Genomic DNA, 23,491 nt, shown 5'->3' with positions numbered 1-23,491 from the left:
GGAACTTTCCCAAGGGAAGAAAGCCCCCGGACGAGAGCGCTCGGCTGCCCGGACGAGGCAAGGGTTGACGGGGCGGGGACGCTCCATTACTCATAGGAGCGTGCGTCTTTCCTTCAGCCATCATCCCCATGCGCATCATCGGCTCGGCCCCGACGGGACCGTTCGCCGCGCGCATGCTGGGGTGATTGTCTGAGAAGACCCACTCCTCCGGCCCTGCCGCAGTGACCGAAAGCCCGTCCTCCCTGGACGGGCTTTTTTCGTTTCAGCGTCTCCCTCGTCATCCCCCCGGAAGCTCCCATGCTGAAGATCGCTCTTCCCAACAAAGGCCGTCTCTCCGAAGAGGTCCGTGAGCTGTTCAATGATGCTGGGCTCGAGGTGCGTGTCCGCGGAGAGCGGGCCCTTACCGCCTCGCTGGGCGGCGAGTTCGAGGCCATCTTCGTCCGGGCCCAGGACATCCCCGAGTTCGTCGCGGATGGGGCCGCCCACGCGGGCGTCACGGGGTGGGACCTAGTCAATGAGTCCGGGCGCGACCTGGACCTGTTGATGGACCTGGAGTTTGGCAAATGCCGCCTGGTGGTGGCCGCCCGGGAGGAGAGTGGCCTCACGTCGGTGGAGGGGGTGAAGGATGGGATGCGCGTGGCCTCGTGCTTCCCCCGGCTGACGCAGGAGTTCTTCCAGCGCCGGGGGCAGCAGGTGACGGTGGTGCCCGTCTCCGGCGCGGCGGAGATCGCCCCCCACCTGGGCATCGCGGACATCGTCGTGGACCTGACCTCCACGGGCTCCACGCTGAAGATGAACGGCCTGCGCGAGGTGGGCACCGTGCTGGAGTCCAGCGCCCGGCTGGTGGCGTGCAAGCGCAATAACGAAGAGGCCTCGATCCGGCTGGGGGAGCTGAGGCAGGCCCTGGGCTCGGTGCTGGCTGCCCGGGGCAAGCGCTACCTGATGGCCAACGTGCCGCGAAAGGTGCTTTCCCAGGTGCGGGAGATCCTCCCGGGGCTCAATGGGCCCACCGTCGTGGACATCATGAACGGCGGGGACTTCGTGGCCGTGCACTCCGTGGTGCCCGCGAAGACCATCTACCGCACCATCAATGGGCTGAAGGCCCTGGGGTGTGAGGGCATCCTTGTCACCCGCATCGAGAGGCTGATGCCATGAGCGGGGGAACGCTGAAGTACCGGGGCGCGCTCGCCGCCCTGTCCCCCGAGGCCCGGTGCCGTCTGCTCGATCGCACGGGGACGTCGGATTCGCAGGTCGCCGCGAGGACCCGGGAGCTGATTGCCCGGGTGCGCCAGGACGGGGACGCCGCGCTGCGGGAGTTGGCGCTCCAGTTCGACCGGGTCCAGCTCTCCTCGCTGGAAGTCCCCCGGGCACGGTGGGAAGAGGCGCTGGCCTCGCTGGAGCCGAAGGTCCGGAGTGCCCTGGAGCGGGCCGCCCGCAACATCGCCACGGCCCATGCGGCCCAGAAGCCCCAGGCCATCGAGGTGGAGACGGAGCCGGGCATCGTCGTGGGCCGGAGGCCGGATCCGCTCGGCCGGGTGGGCGTCTACGCGCCGGGAGGCCGGGCTGTGTATCCCAGCAGCGTGTTGATGGGGGTGGTGCCGGCGAAGGTGGCCGGGGTGGGGGAGGTCATCGTCTGCTCGCCCCCCGGGCCGGAGGGGCTGCCCTCGGCCGGGGTGCTGGCGGCGGCGCTGCTGGCGGGCGCGGACCGGGTGTTCGCCCTGGGCGGCGCGGGGGCGGTGGCCGCCATGGCCTACGGGACCCAGAGCGTGCCCCGGGTGGACCGCATCGTGGGGCCCGGCAATGCGTATGTCGCCGCCGCCAAGCTCCAGGTGGTGGACGCGGTGGCCATCGACGCGCCCGCGGGGCCCAGCGAAATCCTCGTCGTCGCGGATGGAGCGGCGGACCCCGAGGCGATTGCCCGCGAGATGCTGGCCCAGGCCGAGCACGATCCGGACGCCTGCTGCGTGACGCTGGCGGTGGGGGAGGCCCAGGCCGAGGCGGTGGCCCAGGCCGTCGAGCGGGCAGCGGCCCGGGCGCGGCGGCAGGAGATTGTCTCCACCGCCTTGAAGGAGCGGGGGGCCGTGCTGAGCGTGGGCTCCCTGGAGGAGGCGTGGCCGTTCGTGTCGGACTTCGCGCCCGAGCACCTGCTCCTCGCCACCGCGGCCCCCCAGGAGCACCTGGGCCGGGTGCGGCACTGCGGCACCGTCTTTCTCGGCGAGCGCGCCTCGGTAGCCTTCGGGGACTACATGACGGGGGCCAACCATGTGCTGCCCACCGCGGGGCTGGGCCGTGCCTACTCGGGCCTGTCCGTGCTCGATTTCTACCGGTGGACCGCCTGGCAACGGGTGGATCGCGAGGCGGCGGCGCGGCTCGCGGAGGACGTGGGGACGCTCGCCGACAGCGAGGGGCTCTTCGCCCACGCGGAGGCCGCCCGGGCCTGGAGGAACGCGTGATGCGCACCCGTCCGTCCTATCGAGACATCTCGCTCTACTCGCCGCCCACCGTGCCGTGCCGGGTGGATCTGAGCGACAACACCAACCTCTTCGGTGTGCCCCCTGCCGCCGAGCGGGTGCTGCGGGAAGCCGCGCCCTCGCTCATCACCCGCTATCCCGTCAGCTATGCGCCGGACCTCAAGCAGGCCCTCTCGGGCTACACGGGCTTCGAGCCCTCGTGGCTCACCACGGGCTGCGGCTCGGATGACCTCATCGACTGTGCCCTGCGCGCTTTCCTGGAGCCCGGAGAGCGCATCGCCGTGCCGGATCCGTCCTTCTCGATGATGTCCTACTTCGCCCGGGTGAATGGCCTCGAGTTCTCCCCGGTCCCGCTGCGGCCGGATTGGGACATTGATGTGGACGCGATGCTCGCCACCGGCGCGCGGCTGCTCTACGTCTGCTCGCCCAACAACCCCACCAGCACGGTGGCCTCCCGCGCAGCCCTGGAGCGGCTGGTGGACGCGGCGCCCGGCATCGTCCTCCTGGACGAGGCGTACACGGAGTTCTCCAACGGCAGCCACGTGGACCTGGTCCGCTCGCGGCCCAATGTCCTCGTCACGCGGACACTGTCCAAGGCCTTTGGCCTGGCGGGCATGCGCGTGGGCTATGCCATCGGCCGCCCCGAGCTGGTGGCCGAGGTGGAGAAGGCCCGGGGCCCCTACAAGCACAACGGCATCGCCGAGCGCATGGCCATCGCCGCCCTCACCGAGGATCTGCCCTGGGTGAAGGCGCGGGCGGAGGAGGTGCATGCCCTCCGGCAGCGGCTGGTGGCGGCGCTGGAGGGGATGGGCCTGAAGCCCCTGCCCACCGAGGCCAACTTCGTCTTCGTCCCGTTCCCGGGAGCGCCCCAGGTGGCCGCCCGCATGCGGGAGCGGAGCGTGAACATCCGGGCGTTCCAGGGGCTCACTGGCATTGGGGATGCGTTCCGGATCGGCTGCGGCCCCTGGCCCTTGATGGAAGCGGCGCTCGACGCGCTGCGGGAGGCATGGCGATGAGAGTCACCCTGTTCGACTACGGCGCGGGGAACATCCACTCCCTCGCCAAGGCCCTGGCCACGGCCCCTGGCGCGGAGGTGCGCGTGGAGACGGATCCCCTGAAGGCACTGGACACGGAGGTGCTCGTCCTTCCGGGCGTGGGGGCCTTCGGTTCCGCGGCGGCGCGGCTCGCACCCGGCCGGGAGGCCATGCGCCAGGCGCTGGAGCAGGGCCTGCCGTGTCTGGGCATCTGCCTGGGCATGCAGCTGCTCTTCGAGGGCAGTGATGAGGGCGAGGGCCAGGGGCTCGGCCTCTTCCGGGGCCGGGTGACGCGGCTGCGCGCCCAGCAGGTGCCCCACATCGGCTGGAACACCGTGGAGGAGGATGCCGCGGTGAAGGGAGCGAAGCTGGACTCGGTCTATTACGCGCACAGCTTCGCCTGCCGGGCCGGGGAGCCCGGCGTGGTGTCCGGCTGGACGACGCACGAGGAGGACCGCTTCCCGGCCTCGGTGCGGCGGGGAAAGGTGCTCGGGGTGCAGTTCCATCCCGAGAAGAGCTCGTCGGCCGGGGTGGGGTTTCTGCAGGCTTTTCTGAAGGACGTGACGTCATGATCGCCATTCCCGCCATTGATTTGAGAGAGGGCGCCTGCGTGCAGCTCGTGGGCGGCTCGTACGACGCCGAGCGCGTGCGGGTGAACGACCCGCTCGATGCGCTGAAGAAGTGGCGCGGCCTCGGCTTCCGGACGTTCCATGTGGTGGACCTGGACGCCGCGCTGGGCAAGGGCTCTAACCTGGAGGTCATCTCCCGGCTGCTCTCCCACGAGCCGGGGCTCACCTTCACGGTGGGCGGCGGCGTGCGGGAGGCCGCGAGGGTGGAGGCGGTGCTCGCGGCCGGTGCCGCGTTCGCCGTGGTGGGCACGCGCGCCATCGAGGACACCGCGTGGCTGGCGGAGGTGGCGGGGTGCTTCCCGGGCCGGTTGGTGGTGGCCGCGGACGTGAAGGGCCGCGAGGTGGTGACGCGCGGCTGGACGGCGGGCAGTGCGCGGGACGTGAAGGACGTGCTCGCGGCGCTGGACCCGCTGCCCCTGGGCGGCCTGCTGGTGACGGCCGTCCACAAGGAGGGGCAGATGGACGGGGTGGATCTGCCGCTGATGCAGGAGGTGGTCCAGGGCAGCCGCCACCGGGTGTACGCCTCGGGAGGCGTGACGACGCTGGAAGACCTCCGGGCCCTGGCGGCCGCGGGGGCCTATGGGGCCGTCATTGGCATGGCCCTCTACACGGGGAAGCTCGACGCGGCCTCGGTCGCACGGGAGTTCGCATGACGATCGTGACGCGGGAGACGAAGGAGACGCAGATCCGCATCGAGCTGACGCGGGGCAAGGGCGTGGCCCAGGTGGACACGGGCCTGAAGTTCTTCGACCACATGCTGGGGACCTTCGCCCGCTACGCGGGGCTGGACATGACGCTCCACGCGCGGGGGGACCTGCGCCACCACATCATGGAGGACGTGGCCATCACCCTGGGCACGGCGGTGTACCAGGTCATCCCGCCCACCGCCGCGCGCTATGGCGAGCGCACGCTGCCCATGGACGACGCGCTGGTGCAGGCGGTCATCGACACCTGCGGGCGGTTCTATTACCGCGGGCCGCTGCGCAACCGGCTGTACGAGCACTGGATGCGCTCGTTCTGCGAGCACGCCAAGGTGACGCTCCACCTGCGCATCCTCCGGGGCAAGGACAGCCACCACCTTACCGAGGCGGCCTTCAAGGCGCTGGGCCTGGCGCTCCGGGATGCCATGGTGGACTCGGGCACCGTCTTCAGCACCAAGGGCTCCATCGCCCTGGAGGTGAAGTGATGCTGGCGCGGCGGCTGATCGTCTGTCTGGACATGAAGGGCGGCCGGGTGGTGAAGGGCGTCCAGTTCGAGGGCCTGCGGGACGTGGGCGACCCCGTGACGCTGGCCATGCGCTACGAGGCGGAAGGGGCCGACGAGGTGACGTTCCTCGACATCTCCGCCAGCGCCGAGGAGCGCGAGACGCTGTGGGACGTCGTCCAGCGCACCTCCGAGCGGCTCTTCATCCCCCTGACGGTGGGGGGCGGCGTGCGCACGGCGGATGACGTGGGCCGGGCGCTTCGGGCCGGGGCGGACAAGGTGAGCATCAACTCGGCGGCGGTGGCCAATCCGGAACTGCTCACGGCATGTGCGGAGCGCTTCGGCGCCCAGTGCGTGGTGGCCAGCATCGATGCGCGGCGCGAGGACGGCCGGTGGCGCGTCTACACCCGGGGGGGCCGGACGCCCACGGGCCTGGACGCGGTGGAGTGGGCCCGCGAGTGCGTGCGCCGGGGCGCGGGCGAGGTGCTGCTCACGAGCATCGACCGGGATGGGGCCCGCACGGGGTACGACCTGGAGCTGACGCGGGCCGTGGCCGAGGCGGTGGCCGTGCCCGTCATCGCCTCGGGGGGCGCGGGGAATGCCCAGCACGTGCGCGAGGCGCTCACGGACGGCAAGGCGGACGCGGCGCTGGTGGCGGGCATCCTCCACGATGGCCTCACCACCGTGGGCGCCATCAAGACACTGCTTCAGGACAACGGCCTCCGGGTCAGGAGCCAGGCGTGATGTTGGATCTCTCCAAGCTGGATTTCACCAAGGGCAATGGGCTCGTCACCGTGGTGACGCAGGATGCGCGAAGCGGCGATGTGCTGATGGTGGCGCACGCGGACCGTGAGGCGCTGGAGCGGACGCTGGCCACGGGCGAGATGCACTACCGCTCGCGCACCCGGGGCCTGTGGCACAAGGGCGCCACGAGCGGCAATGTGCAGCGGGTCGTCTCCCTGTCGGCCGACTGCGATGGGGATGCGGTGCTGGCGCGGGTGGAGAAGGCGGGCCCCGCGTGCCATACGGGCGAGGAGACCTGCTTTGGCCCGGGCAAGTGGGATGCGCTGGTGGCCCTGGATGCCACCCTCACCGAGCGCGCCGCCCAGCCCCCCCCTGCCGGGGAGAAGCCCAGCTACACGCGAAGGCTGCTGGACGACCGCAACCTCCGGCTGAAGAAGATTGGCGAGGAGGGGGCGGAGCTGGTGACGGCCTGCGCGGACGGGGACCGGGGCCGGGCCGTGGAGGAGGCCGCCGACGTGCTCTACCACCTGCTGGTGGCGGTGCGCCCCCTGGGCATCCACCTGGAGGACGTGAAGCAAGTCCTGGCCCAGCGGGCCGGGAAGGCCTCTCCTCGGCCGGGGTAGGGGGAAGGTGTGACCTGACAGGTTGACTCCAGGGTCAAGAGCCTGTCTGCTAGCGGCATCTGAGCTTGCTCAGGGGCTTGAAGGGATGTTGCCTTCGATGTCCCCGGCCGCGTCACCGGAGCGTGGGGACCTTGGAGCGCCCGCTCCGGTGGCGTGAGCCGGTTGGCCCGCCCCGGCAGGGCTCAGTGGCCCGTGCTCTTCGAGAAGAGGTTGATGACCAGGCAGCCGCCGAGAATCATCGCGATGCCGGCGATGGCCGCGGCGTCCAGCTTCTGCTGGTAGAGCACGTAGCCCGCGATGGCCACCAGCACGATGCCCACGCCGCTCCAGAGCGCATAGGCGATGCCGATGGGAATCGAGCGCAGGGACAGGCTCAAGAAATAGAAGGCGGTGCCATAGCCCACGACGACGAAGAGGCTCGGCCACAGGCGGGTGAACTCGGCGCTCGCCTTGAGCGAGGAGGTGGCGATCACCTCCGCCAGGATGGCCACCGCGAGGAAGGCATAGGCTTTCACGCATCGTCTCCCGGGAAGCGGGGCCCCGCTCCACCCTGGGCCCCTTACAGCTTGGAGGTCCACGGGATGGGAGGGGCCTCCCCACGAGGCGCTTCCCGCGAGGAGGGCGGGGACGGCAGGCGCCTGGGGATCCCGGCGCTCCAGTGGAACAGGGGATGGCCCTTGAAGCACTGGAAGAGGATCCACGGGCCCAGGCACCCGGCCACGAAGCCCAGCACCAGGTGCACCGCCAGCAGCGTCTCCGGATGCCAGCGCTGCAGCACCATGCGCATCCCCGACACGAAGTAGAGGTGGAACAGGTAGATGATCATGCTGATGGAGCCGGCGAAGACGAACCGGCCCCACACGTCCTGCCAGATCGCCGCGCCCAGGCGGGCCCGGTTGCGCAGGAAGATGGCGAGCGAGAACAGCATGCAGAAGCCCAGCGGGCCGTTGATGACGTAGGCGAAGTCATAGTGCGCGCGGGGCAGGACCGCGTAGACGAGCACGATGACCGCGAACAGCCCCACGGGCAGCAGCGCCTGGTGCGTGCCCCGGAGCCGGGAGAGCGCCTGGCGTGCCGGGATCAGCCATGGGTGCAGGAGCAGCCCCAGCGCGAAGAAGCGGTTCCAGTACAGGATGAGCGTCAGGTAGTCCCCGAGCCCCTGGCTGAGCAGGGGCCGGACGAGGAGCGCCCCGAAGTACAGCAGCAGCGCGAGGACGAAGTAGCTGGGGCCGCCCCAGCGGCCCAGCTTCGGGAAGGCGAACCGCTGGAACAGCCACGTCAGCAGGGTGCAGCCGACCAGCGCGTGCACGAACCAGAAGATGGCGTACGGCGGAAACCAGGTGTGGGGCACGTTGCTGAGCAGCCGGAGCCAGCCCTCCGTCCCGTGAGGAATGCCCCGGGAGAACTCCTGCAGCACGTACAGCACGGGGGCCCACACCAGCATCGGGACGATGAGCTTGTTCAGCTTCTTGCGCAGGAAGTGCGGGAACGACGCATCCGCCCGCCCGAAGGCGGCCACCGCCACCCCCGAGCAAATCAACATCACCGCCATGTTGAAGCTGTGGATGAGCTCCACCGCGATCCGCAGGTCCATCCGGTTCGCTGGGAAGAGCTTCCTCACCCCATGGACGGCATCCACGCCCAGCACATGCACGAACACCACGAGCAAGATGCCGACACCCCGCATGCAGAACAGATCATTCGAGAGCGTCTGCGGATCTTCCCGTCGGTCGCGCATGCCGTCCTTTCGTAAGACTTTATTATTGCGAAATACCCGAAAAATGAGAAGGGGCCCACCACGCGAATCCCGCCCGTCCCCAGCACTTACAGTGTCGGCCATGAATGATCCACGATCGAGGGGTGTGCGGACGCGCGTCAGGCCTCATCCGGCCCCTTGTTTCTAACCACCTGGCCGAACCGCCCCCCATCGCCCCGGAGCGCACGCACAGTGTCGCAGGTGCGAATTCCCGCCTTTTCGAACTGATCCTGTCCCCGGGAGGCGCCTGGGCGCCCGGCTTCGGGAAAGGGGAAGTGCCGCCGGAACAGGCGTGAGGTCACCCCGGCGGCACTTCGTCGGCGGCGGAGGTTCCAGTTCCACCGGCCGCGCCAACAGGAGGAGGGAAAATTCATTCCCGGGGCCGGGCGCGGCCCGCGAGGTTCCGGGACAGGACGGTCTCCTCTGACCTGGGTCTGAGTTGAAGCAGCCCGGGAGGGTGAGGACTTTGCGGTCACTCTCGGAGCCGTCGAGAGGGGGGAGCGACGCACGCATGAGCCTTGCCGCGATGAACACCCCGGTGGCCCCGGCCCGTCTGGCCGGACTGCGCCCGCTGTTGAGTGAGCTGCTGGACCTCAAGCGGGTGCGCACGCCGGACCATCCGGAGGGGCTGTCGGCCCACGGCTTCCGCCGGGCCTGGGCCGCGCTCGCCGCGGGGGTGGACCCGGGCCGGGTGGCGCTGCGGGAGACGGCGCTGGCCCTGGCCGCGGTGCGCCTGGGGGGCATGGACCTGGAGGTGCTCCAGCGTGCGGGGATGTCTTCCGAGGAGGCCACGAGCCTGCTGCGCCGGGGCGTGGAGTCGGCGTCCGGGAGCGTGGAGCCGCACCTGCGGGAGCGGTTGATCGCCGCGGTGGCGGAGCCGCTCGGTACGGAGCGGACCGCGCCCCCGGCGTTCGTGGAGCGGCTGGTGCGCCAGCCTCGCGCGGGCGCCACCAGCCCCCATGGCCCCCGCATCCTCATGGAGCCGCTGGAGAGCCACGCCGACCACTGCTACGCGGTGGCCATCTCGGCGGTCCTGGTGTCGCCCCTGATGGAGGCGGAGCTGGCGATGCCGTTCCTGGCCGGGATGAGCCACCACCTCTACAACGCGGAGCTGCCGGACGCGGGCTTCGCCGGGGAGGTGCTGCTCGGGGAGCAGTTGGTGCCCCTCCTGAAGCGCCTCACCGAGCGGGTCCTGGGCAGCCTCGGGGCCGGCCCCGCGGCCCGGGTGAGGACGGCGCACGGGCTGCTGTCCCACTCCGGCACGCCGGAGGCCCGGGCCTTCCATGCCGCGGACGCCTTGGACCGGGTGTTGGAGATGGACTACCACGCCCGGGTCGCGGGCTTCACCCTGGGGCAGGCGCTGGAGGACCTGGAGCTGGTCCACGAGGGGCCGCACCAGGCCTTCGAGCAGTCGGTGGTGAAGGCCGCCGGAGTGTGGCCGTGAACTCCGTGCGTGTGGCCGAGGCGCCGTCCCTGGGCCTGCGCGGCCCGTTGAGCCAGCAGCCCCTGCACCTGGTGGCCCCCGGAGTGCTGTCCGACGGCGACACGCGCTGGCCGGTGGTGGATGGCATTCCGTACCTGCGCACGGGCCGTGAGCCGCTCCTGGCCGAGGCGCTCGCCGCGCTGAAGCGGGGGGATCGCCGCCTGGCGCTGGCCCACCTGCTGCGGGACCAGGATGACTGGGCCCGCTCGCCCCCGCCCACCCTGGAGCAGACGCTGGAGGTGGTAGACGGCGTCGACACGGGCACGCTTGGGCTGCGCCAGGCGATGGAGCGGCTGCGCTTCGGCCCGGTGGCGCACTACTTCACGCACCGCGGGTCGGCGCCCACGTTTCTGAGCGCCCTGGGGCTGCTGGCGCAGCACTGGGATGCGCCCCCGTGCGTGGTGGAGATCGCCTGCGGCATCGGCCAGGTGCTTCGCGAGGTCATCCAGCGCGGCACGCCCGGGGTGGGCCTCGACGTGGTGTTCGCCAAGCTGTGGCTGGCGCGCCACTTCGTCGTCCCGGAGGCGAGCCTGGTGTGCGTGGATGCCACGGTGGCGCTGCCGCTGGAGCCCCTCCCGGGGGCGGCCGTGCTGTGCCATGACGCGCTCTACTTCCTGCTGGAGAAGCGGCGGGTGCTGTCGGAGATGCGCCGCGTGGCCGGCGCCTCGGGCCGCGTGCTGGTGGGCCATGCCCACAACCGCCTCGTGGACCAGCGCGGCATCGGGGGCGTGCCGCTCACCCCCGAGGAGTACGCGGCGCTGCTGCCCGGCGCGGCCTGCTATGACGACGCCGACTTCGTGACGGCGTTCCTGGAGGGCAAGGCCGCCCCGGCGCGCGCCCCGGCGGCCCTGGGCCGCGCGGAGGCCCTGTGCTTCAGCGCGCCCGCGGGCCCCGCGCGGGGCGCCATCGATTTCGGGCGGCCCACCCCGGGGACCCGGCTGAAGCCCAACCCGTTGCTGGTGGAGCGCAACGGCCTGCTGCACCCCTCCTGGCCCTCGCCGGGGCTGGCCGACGAGTATGCCTGCGCGAACTACCTGGGCGGGCAACCCTCCCTGGGCGCGGACCTCCTGCGCCGGGCCGCCTCGGGCCTGGTGGATGACGAGATCGCGCTGCTGGCCCGGCGGCGGATGCTGCTGGAGCTGCCCGAGCGGTGGTGAGCCTTCACCGAGCGGCCCCCACACCTTACCCCCATGCAGGAGCCGTCATGAGCTTGAGAGAAGCCCGGGAAACCTATCTCCGCGCGATGCCCGAGGGAGAGCTGGAGCTGTTCCGCATCGATGGCCTGGACCGGCTGAGCGTGCCGGTCGTCGCGGGCAGCCTCCGGGCGCCCAATGGGCTGTGGTTTCTCTCCTACGGCTATGGCGGCACGCAGGAGGAGGCCGAGGTCAGCGCGCTGGGGGAGCTGGCCGAGTATGTCTTCACCAGCCAGGCCCTGGGCGCGATGCCCCTGTTCCAGGGCAGCTACAGCGAGCTGGTGCGCAGCCGCGGCGCCCGGGGCGTGGCGGATCCGCTCACCCTGGGGTTGCCCGTGGGAAGCCCCTACCACCCGGACATGGGGCTGACCTGGGTGGAGATGAGGCGGTTCGCCACGGGCGAGCGCGTGCTGGTGCCGGAGGAGTACATCGTCAGCTACCCCGAGCAGCGCCGGGGCCGCTCGGCCTCGCTTATCACCCCCATCACCAACGGCCAGGGCGCGGGGCTGAGCTTCTCCCAGGCGCTGGCCCACGCCCTGCTGGAGATCCTCCAGCGCGACGGCAACGGCCTGCAGTTCCGGGCCATGGACCAGGGCACGGTGCTGGACCTGGAGGGCGCTGACCTGCCGGCCTCCGTCGTGTCGCTGCTGGAGCACTACCGCCGCGCGGGCATCGAGGTGGTGGCGAAGCTGGCCAGCACCGAGTTCGGCATCGCCAACGTGTACGTGGTGGGCAATGACCCGAACCCCGGCGAGCAGCCGCTGATGGTCACCTCCTGTGGCGAGGCGGCGGACCCGGACCGGGACCGGGCCCTGCGCAAGGCGGTGCTGGAGTACGCCGCCTCCCGGTCTCGCAAGGCCTTCATGCACGGGCCCCTGGAGGCCGTGAACCGCGTGGCCCCGGCCGGGTACCTGGACCGGTTCCTGCCGCTGCTGGACCTGCACCTGGAGGAGACGCGCGCCCTCAACTCCATGATGGAGTGGGCCAGCATGCCCCTCAGCGTCCTGCGCAAGCTGACCTCCAGCACGCTCCACTGCCGCCACAAGGTCCCCTTCGGCTCGCTGCCCCAGTCGGCCGTGGCCGGGGAGCCCACCGCGCGCTGCGCGCAGGTGGTGGAGCGGCTCCAGGCGGCGGGCTTCGACATCCTGGTGGCGGACCTGCCGGCGGAGGATGGCTCTGCCCACGTCGTCAAGGCGCTTGTCCCCGGGCTCGAGGTGGAGACGATGTCCTACTACCGCATCGGTGAGCGGAACCTGACCCGCTTGCTGTCGCGGGGGGACCCGCTGGTGGGCCTCGGGGTGCCGCCCGAGGGCGCGCTGCCCGTGCGGCTGACCGCGGAGGCCCAGGAGCGGGTGGGGGGCCCCGCCTGGTTCAACGTCCGGCTGGCCGAGCAGCGCGTGGGGCGGCTCTATCCGCTCTACCGCGAGCCGAGTGACCACAGCGTCCAGATGGCCCTGAGGTCCCGCCGCTACGGCGGGGCCTGAGGGGGCGCACCCCCCGGTGGAGGCTCAGCGCGTGCCGTGGGCCTCCACTTCGTAAAGGCTGATTCGCTCCGCGCCGGGAAACACGCTGAGGGCCTCCACGTCCAGCAGGGGCACCTTCAGCGCGCACGTCTCCCACTTCCCCGTGCCCTTGAACGTGCAGGCGGTGGGGTTCACGAACCAGGTGCCGCGCTCGGGGTCCTTCAGGCCCGCCTCGGCGGGGGTGCGGACGATGGCGCGCAGCGCCCCCGGGCCCTGGGCCCGGACCCTCACGGACACCAGCTGCGTGAGGGGCGGCTCGAACTGGGCGCGCAGCGCGCCATCCGTCTCCCAGCTCTTGCCAAAGACGCCATTGCCCAGGTCCACCCCGGAGCGCTCCTTGCCGTCGAACGCGTGGGAGGCCGCCTCCGCGCCCTGGAGCTTCGCGGGAGCCTGGGGGGTGCCCGGCCCGGTGGCCTGCGGGGCCAGCCCCGCCAGCGCACCGGCCTGGGCGCCCTGCTGAATCACCACCGCGCTCACCAGTGCCGGGGGGAGGTGGCCCCCCGGGGCGCACAGGGGCGCGAGCGTGTCGCGCAGGGACAGGTGGACGGGCAGCACGGCGCCCTGGGTGAGGGCCGCGGGGAGGAACACGAAGCGGCCCAGCTCCGCGCAGGCGAGCCCGGTTCCCGGCCCGGCATGCTCCAGGTTCCAGCGCAGGGCCTCCGGCGAGGCCACGTTGCCCGAGACGAGGGCCCCCTGGAGGCCCCGGCTGAAGAGGCTGGCGCACGGGTTGCGGGGGCCCGGACACTGGGTGCACAGGGTCTCCAGCAGCCCGCGCAGCCCCGGATAGGGGCCGGACAGGGGCGCCCGGGCATCCAGCGCATGGCCCAGCTCACAGGCTCGGACGGGCGGCTCGGGGCACTGGGCGAGCTGTTTCTGGGCCTCGGCCAGGGGCGCGGCGTCCCCGGGGCTGGCCACGGCGCCCAGCAGCGCCCGATCGAGCGTGTTACAGGCAGGTAACGGGCCGTTGGACGGGCCCTGTGGGAGGAAAGGGGAGGCGGGAGCGCCCGCCTGGGGGCTTTTCGCGCTGGAACCGGGGGCCTGGGCCTCTTCCGGAGGTTTCGGAGGGTGGGTGGCCCACCACATGCGCCCGAAGACGATCAGGGCCACCACCATGAGGAGAAGGGTTCGGAGCGGGAAGCGGCGCAAATGCAAACTCCTTGATTCTCACCGGGAGCGGGGGTTATCAGCCGCCCGAGGTTCTAACCGTAACGGAGGCGTGCGTGGCTGAGACGTTTGACGTGGTGATCATCGGTTCCGGCCCCGGCGGCTACGTGGGTGCCATCCGGGCGGCTCAGCTGGGCCTGAAGACGGCCATCATCGAGAAGGACAAGCGCCTGGGGGGCACGTGCCTCCACCGGGGCTGCATCCCGACCAAGTCCCTGCTGTGGACCGCGGAGCTGTTCCACCACATCCACGAGGCGGCCGACTTCGGCATCGACGTGGCCAGCCCGGTCATCAACTGGGCCAACGCCCAGAAGCACAAGGAGAAGGTGGTCACCAAGGGTGCCAACGGCATCGACTACCTGATGAAGAAGAACAAGATCTCCGTGTTCAAGGGCCACGGCCGCATCGCCGGCAAGGGCAAGGTGGAGGTGACGGCGGAGGACGGCGCCAAGCAGACGCTGGACACCAAGAACATCATCATCGCCACGGGCTCGGTGCCCAAGTCCCTGCCCAACGTGCAGGTGGACCACAAGAAGGTCCTCAACAGCGACTCCATCCTGCTCATCGACCGGGTGCCCAAGAGCATCATCGTGCTGGGCGCGGGCGCGGTGGGCTGTGAGTTCGCCTCCGTCTTCAACCACGTGGGCAGCCAGACGGCCATCGTCGAGTACATGCCCAACCTGCTGCCCATCGAGGACATCGACGCCTCGAAGGAGCTGGAGAAGATCTTCAAGAAGCGGAAGATCGACGTGCACACCGGCGCCAAGGTGGAGAAGGTGGAGCACACCGCCACGGGCGTGAAGGTGACGATGACGGTGGGCAGCGAGACCAAGACGCTCGAGGCCGAGCTGCTGCTGTCCGCGGTGGGCCGGGCGCCGGTGACCGAGGATGTGGGTCTGCAGAAGACCGGCATCCAGCCCGAGCGCGGCTACATCAAGGTCGATCAGATGATGCGCACCTCGGAGCCCAACGTGTACGCCATCGGCGACGTCGTCCCCACGGCGATGCTGGCGCACGTGGCGAGCGCCGAGGCGGTGCTGGCGGTGGAGCACATCGCGGGCAAGAACCCCACGCCCATCAACTACGATCTCGTGCCGTCGGCCACCTACTGCTACCCCGAGGTTGCCTCGGTGGGCCTCTCGGAGAAGAAGGCCAAGGAGCGCGGCTACGACGTGAAGACGGCGATCTTCCCGTTCAGCGCCGTCACCAAGGCCTCCATCTCCAACGAGGGCCACGGCATGGTGAAGGTCGTCTCCGACAAGAAGTATGACGAGGTGCTGGGCGTTCACCTCGTGGGCCCGCACGCCACGGAGCTGCTGGCCGAGGCCTGTGTGGCGCTCCGCCTGGAGATCACCACCGAGGAGCTCGCGCACACCATGCACGCGCACCCGACGCTCTCCGAGATCCTCAAGGAAGGCGCCGAGGCCACGCTGGGTCATCCGATCCACATCTGAGCCTCACCCCCGCAGGGCCGGGGCCCCTCGCACTGTCAGAAAGAGGGGCCTCTGGCCTCCCGCGTCAAGCGGGAAGAATCGGCTTTCCTTGAATAGTTCCGCTGAATGCTGCAACTTCCCGGCGCACTTTCCGCTGATTGGAAGGAGCACCGCATGCAGCGTCGCACCGGCCTCACGCCCTGGAAGCTGTTCACCCTCTCGCTTCTGTCCGCCTTCTCATGGGGGCAGGGGGGCTGTAACGCCGTCGAGGAGGCCGAGGTCGCTGCGCCCGCCGCCGAGGCCGCTCCCGCCGAGGCCGCGCAGCCGCTGGCCGTGACGGGCTTCGCCGAGCTTCACCACCACATGTTCGCCGAGGAGGCCTTCGGGGGCGGCTGGTTCCACGGGAGCCACACCGGCACCCTGTCGAGCTGCGATGGCGGCCTGCCCGAGAGCGACCACGCCCGGGTGCGCATGGATCTCAGCTCCATGCTCAACCTGTGCCCCAACTCGGGCAGCGTGAACCTGGGCGGCGTGCCGCTCCTGTCCTCGCTGTTCGGCATTGGCGGGGCCGTGGGCTCGGAGTTCATTGGCAAGGTTGAGGGCACCGAGGGCGACACTGGCATCCACCTGGGCCGCATGAACGTGCCCAACCAGTGGCCGCGCTGGGACACCATCGCCCACCAGCAGTCGTGGGAGGGATGGCTCCAGAAGGCCCACCAGGGCGGCATGTCCCTGGTGATGATCTCCCTGGTGAGCAACAACTTTCTCTGCAACGCGCTGCCCTACCAGAACCTCAAGCGCCCGTGCGACGAGATGGTGGACGTCGACGTGCAGCTCCAGATGGCGCGGGACTTCGATGCGCGCACGGGCTGGGCGGAGATCGCCCTGAGCCCGGCCCATGCCCGGCAGATCATCGCCTCGGGCAAGCTGGCGATGGTGCTCTCCATCGAGTCGAGCAAGCTGTTCGGCAGCAAGGACTGGCGCGCGGAGCTCAACCGCGTCCACGCGCTCGGCGTGCGCTCGCTCCAGCCCGTGCACCAGCTCGACAACCGCTTCGGCGGCGCGGCGCCCCACAACGCCATCTTCCAGGTCGCCCAGTTCCTGGAGAATTGCTACATCGACACCGACTGCGGCATCACCGGCAACGGGTTCACCCTCGGCTTCGACGTGGACTCCAGCTGCCGCAACGTCAAGGGGTTGACCCCCGACGGCAAGGCGCTCGTCCAAGAGATGATGAACCGCGGGATGATCATCGACGCGGCCCACATGTCCGAGCGCAGCGTGCAGGACACCTTCTCGCTCTCGCAGGCCAACACCTACTACCCGCTGTTCATCTCCCACGGCCACTTCCGCGAGGTGATGAGCCCGGAGCTGGCCTCCACCGAGAAGACGACGCCCGCCTGGGTGGTGCGCTACCTGCGCCAGTCCGGAGGCATGTTCGGCCTGCGCACCGCGCACGACGAGACGCTGGAGTACTCGAAGTCCAACGTCGCCAACAACTGCCAGGGCTCCACGCGCTCGCTGGCCCAGGCCTACGAGTTCGGCCGCCAGGGGCTGAAGGTGCCCATGGGCTTCGGCGCGGACTTCAACGGCTTCATCCAGCAGACCCGCCCGCGCTTCGGGGAGCACGGGGCCTGCTCGGCCGGCTTCGCCGTCGAGGCGGATGCGCAGAAGAACCAGCAGCGCGTCTCGGGCCCGGGGCGCGTGGGCTCGGACTTCGACATCTACGGCCTGGCCCACGTGGGCCTGCTGCCGGACGTTGTGAAGGACCTGAAGCAGCTGGGTGTGAACACCACCGGCCTGGAGAGCTCGGCCGAGACGTTCATCCGCATGTGGGAGCGCGCCAACAGCCCCCGCAGCGGCATGGCGGACGCGGCGCTGGACATCGACACCAGCGGGGTGAAGCCCTACGTCGCCAAGGCCACCCGCGAGGCGGCGTACCCGCAGATCTGCGGCAAGCGCTACGCCCCCGCCTCCAAAACGTTCGGCGAGAGCTGCCGCTTCGACCAGGAGTGCGGCAGCGGCACGTGCAGCGCGGATGACGCGTGCGGCGAGACCACCGGCACCTGCGTCTGCAAGTCCCACGCGGACTGCGGCTCCACCCAGTACTGCGGGTGGGGGCTCAACGAGGGCAAGTGCCAGCCCAAGAAGGCCAAGGGCGCCATCTGCGCCAACGGCTACGAGTGCCTCTCGAACTCGTGCAGCTGGCTGACCTGCCGCTAGGCAGGGGAGCAACCAGCGGGCCGTAGGCCACCGGAGGGGCGTCCACGGGCCCTTCCGGTGCCCCGGGGAGGGCAGTGCGTTAAAGAGGGAGGGTTGTCCAGAAGCCTTTGTCAGGGCTGACGCTTCGCGTTAGAGGCTTCTCGCTTGACCCTGCTTTTCCCCCAACCGTACAAGGCCCGCGACCCATGGCGACTCCCGATCGGTTCCCGCTTCCTCAGGTCTCCGAGAGCACCCGCAAACCCGAGTGGTTGAAGGTGCGCCTCCCGCATGGGGAGGGCTACGAGCGGGTCAAGGCCATCGTCAAACGCACGAAGCTGTCCACGGTGTGCGAGGAGGCCCGCTGCCCCAACATCGCCGAGTGCTGGGGCGGAGGCACCGCCACGGTGATGCTCATGGGCGAGGTGTGCACCCGGGCGTGCCGCTTCTGCCACGTGAAGGTGGGCGCGCCCCCGCCGTTGGATCCGATGGAGCCGGTGCACCTGGCCCAGGCCGTGCGGGAGATGGACCTGGAGTACATCGTCGTCACGTCCGTGAACCGCGATGACCGGCCGGACGGCGGCGCCAGCCACTTCGCGCTGGCCATCCGCGAGCTGCGCAAGGAGAGCCCCAAGACGATCGTCGAGGTGCTCATCCCGGACTTCAAGGGCGTGGAGAAGGACCTGACGACGGTGGCCGAGGCCCGGCCGCACGTGGTGGCCCACAACGTGGAGACCGTCGAGCGCCTGACGCCCACGGTGCGCGACCGGCGCGCCGGCTACCGCCAGTCCCTGCGCGTGCTGGAGTACCTCAAGCGCCGCCCCGAGGGGCTCTACACCAAGAGCTCCGTCATGGTGGGGCTGGGCGAGACGGATTCCGAGCTGGAGCAGACCTTCAAGGATCTGCGCGAGGCGGGCGTGGACGTGCTCACCCTGGGCCAGTACCTCCAGCCGTCCCAGTACCACCTGCGCGTGGAGCGCTTCGTCACCCCTGCTCAGTTCCAGGCGTACAAGACGCTGGCCGAGTCCTACGGCTTCCTCTATGTGGCCTCGGGCCCCCTGGTGCGCTCCAGCTACCGGGCCGCCGAGTTCTTCATGAAGGGACTCATGGAGCGCGAGCGCCTGGAGCGCATCGGTTAGTCCGCTAGTCCGCCGCCCCCCACCCTTAAGGACGGATCTCTTTCCCATGGCTCATTTCGAATTCAAGCTCCCCGATCTCGGTGAAGGCGTGATGGAGGGTGAGCTCGTCAAGTGGCACGTGAAGGAGGGGGACACGGTCAAGGAGGACCAGGTCCTCGCCGAGGTGATGACCGACAAGGCCACCGTCACCGTGCCCAGCCCCAAGGCCGGCCGCGTCCTCAAGACGCACGGCAAAGAGGGCGAGGTGGCCAAGGTCCATCAGCTCCTGGTGACGATCGAGATCGAAGGGGCCGCCCCCGCGCAGGAGGCGGGCCCTGCGAGCGCCCCGGCGCCCCAGGTGGCCGCCGCCACGCCGGCCCAGGCCGCGGGGGCCGATGGCTCCCCGTCCGGGAACAAGGTGCTGGCCACGCCGCTCACCCGGCGCATGGCGCGCGAGCACGGCCTGGATCTGGCGGCGATCGCCGGGACGGGCCCTCAGGGCCGGGTGACGAAGGCGGACGTGGTGGCGGCCCTGGAGGCCAAGCCCTCGTCCAACGAGGTGCGCGCTCCGGCGCCCGCGGCCCCCGCCCGGGCGCCCGCGCCGCTCGTCACGGGCCGCTCGGATGAGCGCGTCCCGCTGCGGGGCCTGCGCAAGAAGATCGCCGAGAAGATGGTGCGCTCGAAGTTCACGATGCCGCACTTCGCCTTCGTGGAGGAGGTGGATGGCACGGAGCTGGTGCGCCTGCGCAAGCGCCTCAACACGCAGCTCCAGACGGCCGGAGAGTCCACGAAGCTGACCTTCCTGCCCTTCATCGTGAAGGCGGTCATCGCCGCGCTGAAGAAGTTCCCCCACCTCAACGCCAACTTCGACGAGGCGGCGCAGGAGCTGGTCGTCCGGGGCGAGTTCAACATCGGCATCGCGGCGGCCACGCCGGACGGCCTCACGGTGGCGGTGGTGCGCAACGCGGACCGGCTGACGCTGCGCGAGCTGGCCCAGGAGATTGCCCGCCTGGGGACGGCCGCCCGCGAGCGCAAGCTCAAGATGGAGGAGCTGACGGGCGGCACCTTCACCATCACCTCGCTGGGGCAGAGCGGCGGCCTGTTCGCCACGCCCATCATCAACCACCCCGAGGTGGGCATCCTGGGCGTCCACAAGCTGCGCAAGCGCCCGGTGGTCCGGGATGACGAGATCGCCATCCGCGAGATGATGAACCTGTCGCTGTCGTGCGATCACCGCGTCATCGATGGCTCGGTGGCCGCGGACTTCGTGTACGAGGTCATCAAGTATCTGGAGCACCCGGACATGCTGTTCCTCGCCATGGCGTGAGAGGGGGGGCGCGGCCGGGCCGGGAGGAGGTTAGGCTTGCGCCATGGCCAATCCTCGCGAACACATCCGGGCTGCGCAGGCCGCGGAACTCAGAGGCGACACCGCGGCCGCCATCTCCGAGCTGCTCAAGGCGGCGGAGCTCTACCGGCAGACCGGGAGCTTCGCCCGTGCCCTCCAGTTGCTGCGTCACGCCCGCACGTTGGATCCGGAGCGGGAGGATCTCTCCGAGGAGGTGAAGCAGCTCGAGTGGCTGCCCGACACCGCGCGGGGGCGCATCCTGGAGGAGCCCGAGACCCGGGAGGTCGACCTGGAGCTCACGGCGGAGACCACGCCGGAGATGGCCGGGCGCCAGCGCGTCATCGACGCGGCGCTGCGTGGGGTGAGCCCCGACGGGGGCCGGGCCGGCGCGCAGGATGAAGTCCAGCGCTGGCTCGTCGAGAACGGCCCGGGCAAGGAGAAGAAGGCCTCCGAGACGGCCTCCGCCGCGAGCCAGCGGGCCCTGGAGTGGGCCCTGGAGCATGCCCAGGACGAAGATGCCCTGATGGCCACGTCCCGGAAGGGGATTGCCGAGCCGCAGGACGGGGAGGAGGCCCCCCAGGAACTCGCCGCGCTTTCCTCTCCCGCGAAGGATGCGCCCGAGGAGCCCTCCCTCATCGAGCGGGGCCCGACCCGGGCCGATCCGTCCATGGATGCCTGGTGCTCGTTCTGCTGCCGCCCCCGGGGGGAAGTGGGAGAGCTGGTGGCGGGGCCCGCGGGAGCCTTCATCTGCTCCGGGTGCACCGGGGAGTCCCGGTCGCTGCTCGGGCTGACCGGACCGGAGGCGGCCCCCGCGGCGCGTCCCCCGAGCCCCGCGCGCGCGGCGGGAGGCGGCCCGGAGGTGTTCGCGCTCGTGGGCCAGGCGGAGCCCCAGGCGCAGCTGGAGAAGGGCATCCTGGCGGGGGCCCGGCGGATGTTGATCCTCGGCCCCGAGGGGGTGGGGAAGACCGTGTGGTTCCAGGCGCTGGCCAAGCGGGTGATGGGCACGGTGATGACCTTCGAGGCGCTGGAGCAGGGGACGGGGGGCGGGGTGGCGCTCCTGGAGGACGTGGACCGGCTTCCCCCGGAGGTGCAGGCCCGGCTCGGGGCCTTCCTGGGCCGGCATCCGGACCGCGTGGTGTTGATGAGCGCGCGGGGGAGCCTGAGCGCGGACCCTCCGATCCTGCTCAAAGGGGGCGCGGGAAGCCTTCCGGTGCGCACCACCGAGGCACTCTCCAAGGCGGTGCAGGGCGGCCTCGCCCAGACGCTGCTGGAGCAGGTCCAGTTGTGCGTCGCGCTCCAGGCGCCCTCCGAAGCCGAGTACGCGGAGATCGCCCGCAGGCGGCTGGCGCCCCGGTCCCCGGAGGTCACCGTCTCCCCGGAGGTGGTTGCCGCCTTCGCGGCGGAGGCCGTGCGATCCCCCCGGGCCGGGCATGAGCTGAATGCGTTGCTGAACCGGGTGCTGGCCGGCTCCTGGAGCATCGAGGTCCCCAAGCCCGCCGCCAAGCCCGCCGCCAAGCGCAGCCGGCGAAAGAAGGTGGAGCCGTGAGCACGCTGACGGTGTACCGGCTCGGCCAGGTGGAATACGGGGATGGGCTCACGCTGATGCAGCGCTTCGCGGATGCGCGGCGCCAGGGGCTCGTGGGCGACTCGCTGCTCCTGCTGGAGCATCCCCCCGTGCTCACGCTGGGCCGGGGCGCCAAGCGCGAGAACCTCCTGGCAAGCACGGAACGGCTCCAGACGGAAGGCGTGGAGGTCTTCGAGACGAACCGGGGCGGCGACGTCACCTACCACGGCCCGGGCCAGATCGTCGGCTATCCCATCTTCCAGCTCAGGGAGGAGCGCCGGGATGTGCGCCGCTACGTGCGGGACGTGGAGCGCTGCGTCCTCCAGACGCTGGCAGAGTACGGGCTCCACGCCAACATCATCCCCAAGTGGCCGGGGGTGTGGCTGGGCGAAGAGGGTTCACCGGAGGCCCGGAAGATCGCCGCCATCGGGGTCCACATCTCCCGCTGGCTGACGACGCACGGCTTCGCGCTCAACGTCAACACGCACCTGCCGCACTTCAACCTCATCGTGCCGTGTGGCATCCGGGAGGCGGGCGTCACCTCCATGCAGCGTGAGCTGGGGCGCCCCATCTCCGTGCCCGAGGTGGAGGAGGCCCTCGCCCGGCACTTCTGCACCGTCTTCGAGAGCGAGCGGCAGGCGCCCGCGGTGGCCCCCCTGAAGACGGTCAGCGTTGTGCTGATGCGGGGGCATGGCCCGGAGGCACGGGTGCTCCTGGCCCGCCGCATCCCCGAGCGGGGTGGCTTCTGGCAGATCCTCACTGGGCGGGTGGAGGCGGGCGAGAGCGCGGCGCAGGCCGCGGCGCGTGAGCTGGAAGAGGAGACCGGCCTGCGGCTGCCCGTGACGCCGCTGGATTACCGGCACGCCTTCGCGCTCGGGGAGCAGCTGCCCCCGCGGCTCGTGGAGGAGACGGCGTTCGTGGCGTGGTGCCCGGAGGGCCAGGCGGTGCGGCTCGGGCCCGAGCACGACGCCCAGGAATGGGTGGAGGTGCCCACCGCGCTGGAGCGGCTGCCCTTCCTGGGGTTGCGGGAGGCCATCCGGCGGGCGGTGAAGGCCACGGGGGGCGCCGCGGCCAGCGCCCCCGCGCTCATTTGACCTGAAGCACCATCTGCTCCCGGGCGGCGATGGCCTCGGGGCGGTGCTTGCGCACCTGGCGCAGCAGGCGCGTCATGCCCGCATCGTCGCGGGACGGATCATGGTGGAAGAGCACCAGCGTCTTCGCCTGGGACTCGTTGGCCGCGCGCACCGCGGTCTGCCAGGTGGAGTGGCCCCAGCCCGTCCGGGGCGGACCATGGCGGCCGCAGTACTCGTCCTCGGTGTACATCGAGTCGTAGATGAGCAGGTCGGCGCCCTTGGCGAACGCGAAGAAGCGGGCATCGCCCTCCTCGCTCTGCTCGATGTCCGTGGCGTACACCACCGAGCGGCCCTCACACTCCACGCGGTAGCCGAGGTTGCCGCCCGGGTGGTTCAGCTCCAGGGTGCGGATGCTCGCGGGGCCCACGGTGAGCTCATCGCCCGCGTGGACATCGCGGTACTTCAGCTGCGCGCGGAACGTGCCCTCGGCCGTCACCGGGAAGTAGGGCTGCATCATCTGCCCCGAGAGGATCTCCTTCAGCGACTGGCCGTTGCGCGGCGAGCCGTAGAAGGTGAAGGCATTCTGCGGCTGGAAGATGGGCGTGAAGAACGGCAGGCCCTGCAGGTGATCGTAGTGGTAGTGCGACAGGAAGATGGAGGCCTGGACGGCCTTCTCCTTCGCCATGAGGTGATCGCCCAGCGGCCGGGCCCCGGTGCCCAGATCGAAGATGAACAGCTCGTCGCCCACGCCCATCTCCACGCACGGGGTGTTGCCCCCGTAGCGGCGGGTGTGGGGGCCGGGAGAGGGGATGGACCCTCGCACTCCCCAGAAGCGGATGTGGAACGGCGTCTTTGCGGGCTGGGTACCTTTCGCCGGCGGCGCCTCGGTCTGCGACCGACGCAAGGATTCGCGCGCGCGGAGCTGCCTTAGCGGCT

Annotated in this window: 21 protein-coding genes; 17 read left to right on the top strand and 4 right to left on the bottom strand. The window is 70.7% G+C overall.

The features are described 5' to 3' along the window. The first annotated feature begins 297 nt into the window (after positions 1 to 297). From hisG to hisIE, 8 genes are read left to right on the top strand one after another with little or no spacing between them, the layout of a single operon-like run. Positions 298 to 1,155: an ATP phosphoribosyltransferase gene (gene hisG / locus KY661_RS08270; protein WP_225409687.1), complete on the top strand. Its 858-nt coding sequence runs from the start codon at positions 298 to 300 to the stop codon at positions 1,153 to 1,155. After that, a complete protein-coding gene (hisD, locus tag KY661_RS08265; RefSeq protein ID WP_225409686.1) occupies positions 1,152 to 2,453 on the top strand; it encodes a histidinol dehydrogenase in 1,302 nt (433 codons plus the stop codon). Before hisG ends, hisD begins: the two co-directional genes overlap by 4 nt. Then, positions 2,453 to 3,487, top strand: coding sequence for a pyridoxal phosphate-dependent aminotransferase (locus tag KY661_RS08260; RefSeq protein WP_225409685.1), 1,035 nt, complete (start codon positions 2,453 to 2,455; stop codon positions 3,485 to 3,487). The genes hisD and KY661_RS08260 overlap by 1 nt, the downstream gene beginning before the upstream one ends. Continuing rightward, positions 3,484 to 4,077, top strand: a complete 594-nt coding sequence (gene hisH / locus KY661_RS08255) for an imidazole glycerol phosphate synthase subunit HisH (protein ID WP_225409684.1) — start codon at positions 3,484 to 3,486, stop codon at positions 4,075 to 4,077. Before KY661_RS08260 ends, hisH begins: the two co-directional genes overlap by 4 nt. After that, on the top strand, positions 4,074 to 4,787 hold the full coding sequence (locus KY661_RS08250) for a 1-(5-phosphoribosyl)-5-[(5-phosphoribosylamino)methylideneamino]imidazole-4-carboxamide isomerase (protein ID WP_225409683.1): 714 nt from the start codon (positions 4,074 to 4,076) through the stop codon (positions 4,785 to 4,787). The genes hisH and KY661_RS08250 overlap by 4 nt, the downstream gene beginning before the upstream one ends. Beyond that, positions 4,784 to 5,320, top strand: coding sequence for an imidazoleglycerol-phosphate dehydratase (locus KY661_RS08245; protein ID WP_225409682.1), 537 nt, complete (start codon positions 4,784 to 4,786; stop codon positions 5,318 to 5,320). The genes KY661_RS08250 and KY661_RS08245 overlap by 4 nt, the downstream gene beginning before the upstream one ends. Continuing rightward, on the top strand, positions 5,320 to 6,081 hold the full coding sequence (hisF, locus tag KY661_RS08240; protein WP_225409802.1) for an imidazole glycerol phosphate synthase subunit HisF: 762 nt from the start codon (positions 5,320 to 5,322) through the stop codon (positions 6,079 to 6,081). The genes KY661_RS08245 and hisF overlap by 1 nt, the downstream gene beginning before the upstream one ends. After that, positions 6,081 to 6,704: a bifunctional phosphoribosyl-AMP cyclohydrolase/phosphoribosyl-ATP diphosphatase HisIE gene (gene hisIE, locus KY661_RS08235; RefSeq protein ID WP_225409801.1), complete on the top strand. Its 624-nt coding sequence runs from the start codon at positions 6,081 to 6,083 to the stop codon at positions 6,702 to 6,704. The genes hisF and hisIE overlap by 1 nt, the downstream gene beginning before the upstream one ends. 182 nt (positions 6,705 to 6,886) lie before the next feature. Here the strand turns inward: hisIE and KY661_RS08230 are convergent, their stop codons facing one another. Beyond that, entirely contained in the window at positions 6,887 to 7,219 is a 333-nt protein-coding gene (locus KY661_RS08230) for a DMT family transporter (RefSeq protein ID WP_225409681.1), read from the bottom strand. A gap of 44 nt (positions 7,220 to 7,263) precedes the next feature. Next, positions 7,264 to 8,442, bottom strand: a complete 1,179-nt coding sequence (locus KY661_RS08225; RefSeq protein WP_225409680.1) for an acyltransferase family protein — start codon at positions 8,440 to 8,442, stop codon at positions 7,264 to 7,266. A 529-nt stretch (positions 8,443 to 8,971) separates the two neighbouring features. Between KY661_RS08225 and KY661_RS08220 the strand changes: the two genes are divergently transcribed. From KY661_RS08220 to KY661_RS08210, 3 genes are read left to right on the top strand one after another with little or no spacing between them, the layout of a single operon-like run. Continuing rightward, positions 8,972 to 9,904, top strand: a complete 933-nt coding sequence (locus tag KY661_RS08220; protein ID WP_225409679.1) for a hypothetical protein — start codon at positions 8,972 to 8,974, stop codon at positions 9,902 to 9,904. Further along, positions 9,901 to 11,100 (top strand): class I SAM-dependent methyltransferase, encoded by a 1,200-nt coding sequence (locus KY661_RS08215; protein ID WP_225409678.1) that lies wholly within the window; start codon positions 9,901 to 9,903, stop codon positions 11,098 to 11,100. Before KY661_RS08220 ends, KY661_RS08215 begins: the two co-directional genes overlap by 4 nt. Before the next feature lie 47 nt (positions 11,101 to 11,147). After that, the gene (locus tag KY661_RS08210) at positions 11,148 to 12,620 is read left to right on the top strand and encodes a YcaO-like family protein (protein ID WP_225409677.1); all 1,473 of its coding nucleotides are present in this window, start codon (positions 11,148 to 11,150) and stop codon (positions 12,618 to 12,620) included. Positions 12,621 to 12,644: 24 nt separating this feature from the next. Here the strand turns inward: KY661_RS08210 and KY661_RS08205 are convergent, their stop codons facing one another. After that, on the bottom strand, positions 12,645 to 13,805 hold the full coding sequence (locus KY661_RS08205) for a hypothetical protein (RefSeq protein WP_225409676.1): 1,161 nt from the start codon (positions 13,803 to 13,805) through the stop codon (positions 12,645 to 12,647). A gap of 74 nt (positions 13,806 to 13,879) precedes the next feature. Between KY661_RS08205 and lpdA the strand changes: the two genes are divergently transcribed. The 6 genes from lpdA (at position 13,880) to lipB (ending at position 22,576) form a co-directional block, all read left to right on the top strand. Further along, positions 13,880 to 15,277 (top strand): dihydrolipoyl dehydrogenase, encoded by a 1,398-nt coding sequence (lpdA, locus tag KY661_RS08200; protein WP_225409675.1) that lies wholly within the window; start codon positions 13,880 to 13,882, stop codon positions 15,275 to 15,277. Between the two features lie 153 nt (positions 15,278 to 15,430). Continuing rightward, complete coding sequence (locus tag KY661_RS08195; RefSeq protein WP_225409674.1) at positions 15,431 to 17,479, top strand: membrane dipeptidase; 2,049 nt, start codon at positions 15,431 to 15,433, stop codon at positions 17,477 to 17,479. Between the two features lie 185 nt (positions 17,480 to 17,664). Continuing rightward, positions 17,665 to 18,594 carry a lipoyl synthase gene (gene lipA, locus KY661_RS08190; protein WP_075006293.1) on the top strand — a complete coding sequence of 310 codons (930 nt, stop codon included), beginning with the start codon at positions 17,665 to 17,667 and terminating at the stop codon, positions 18,592 to 18,594. A 46-nt stretch (positions 18,595 to 18,640) separates the two neighbouring features. Next, positions 18,641 to 19,900 (top strand): dihydrolipoamide acetyltransferase family protein, encoded by a 1,260-nt coding sequence (locus KY661_RS08185; RefSeq protein WP_225409673.1) that lies wholly within the window; start codon positions 18,641 to 18,643, stop codon positions 19,898 to 19,900. Positions 19,901 to 19,943: 43 nt separating this feature from the next. Beyond that, positions 19,944 to 21,464 (top strand): ClpX C4-type zinc finger protein, encoded by a 1,521-nt coding sequence (locus tag KY661_RS08180; protein ID WP_225409672.1) that lies wholly within the window; start codon positions 19,944 to 19,946, stop codon positions 21,462 to 21,464. Beyond that, positions 21,461 to 22,576 (top strand): lipoyl(octanoyl) transferase LipB, encoded by a 1,116-nt coding sequence (gene lipB / locus KY661_RS08175; RefSeq protein WP_225409671.1) that lies wholly within the window; start codon positions 21,461 to 21,463, stop codon positions 22,574 to 22,576. Before KY661_RS08180 ends, lipB begins: the two co-directional genes overlap by 4 nt. Here lipB and KY661_RS08170 read toward each other — a convergent pair. Then, the gene (locus tag KY661_RS08170; RefSeq protein WP_398577159.1) at positions 22,569 to 23,459 is read right to left on the bottom strand and encodes an MBL fold metallo-hydrolase; all 891 of its coding nucleotides are present in this window, start codon (positions 23,457 to 23,459) and stop codon (positions 22,569 to 22,571) included. The genes lipB and KY661_RS08170 overlap by 8 nt on opposite strands. Between the last annotated feature and the right edge of the window lie 32 nt (positions 23,460 to 23,491).

It is taken from the genome of Allostigmatella hybrida, from assembly GCF_020103775.1.
Classification (GTDB): domain Bacteria; phylum Myxococcota; class Myxococcia; order Myxococcales; family Myxococcaceae; genus Hyalangium; species Hyalangium aurantiaca.
The sequence above is the reverse complement of the archived record's forward strand: the minus strand, read 5'-3'. Positions and strand labels throughout refer to the sequence as shown.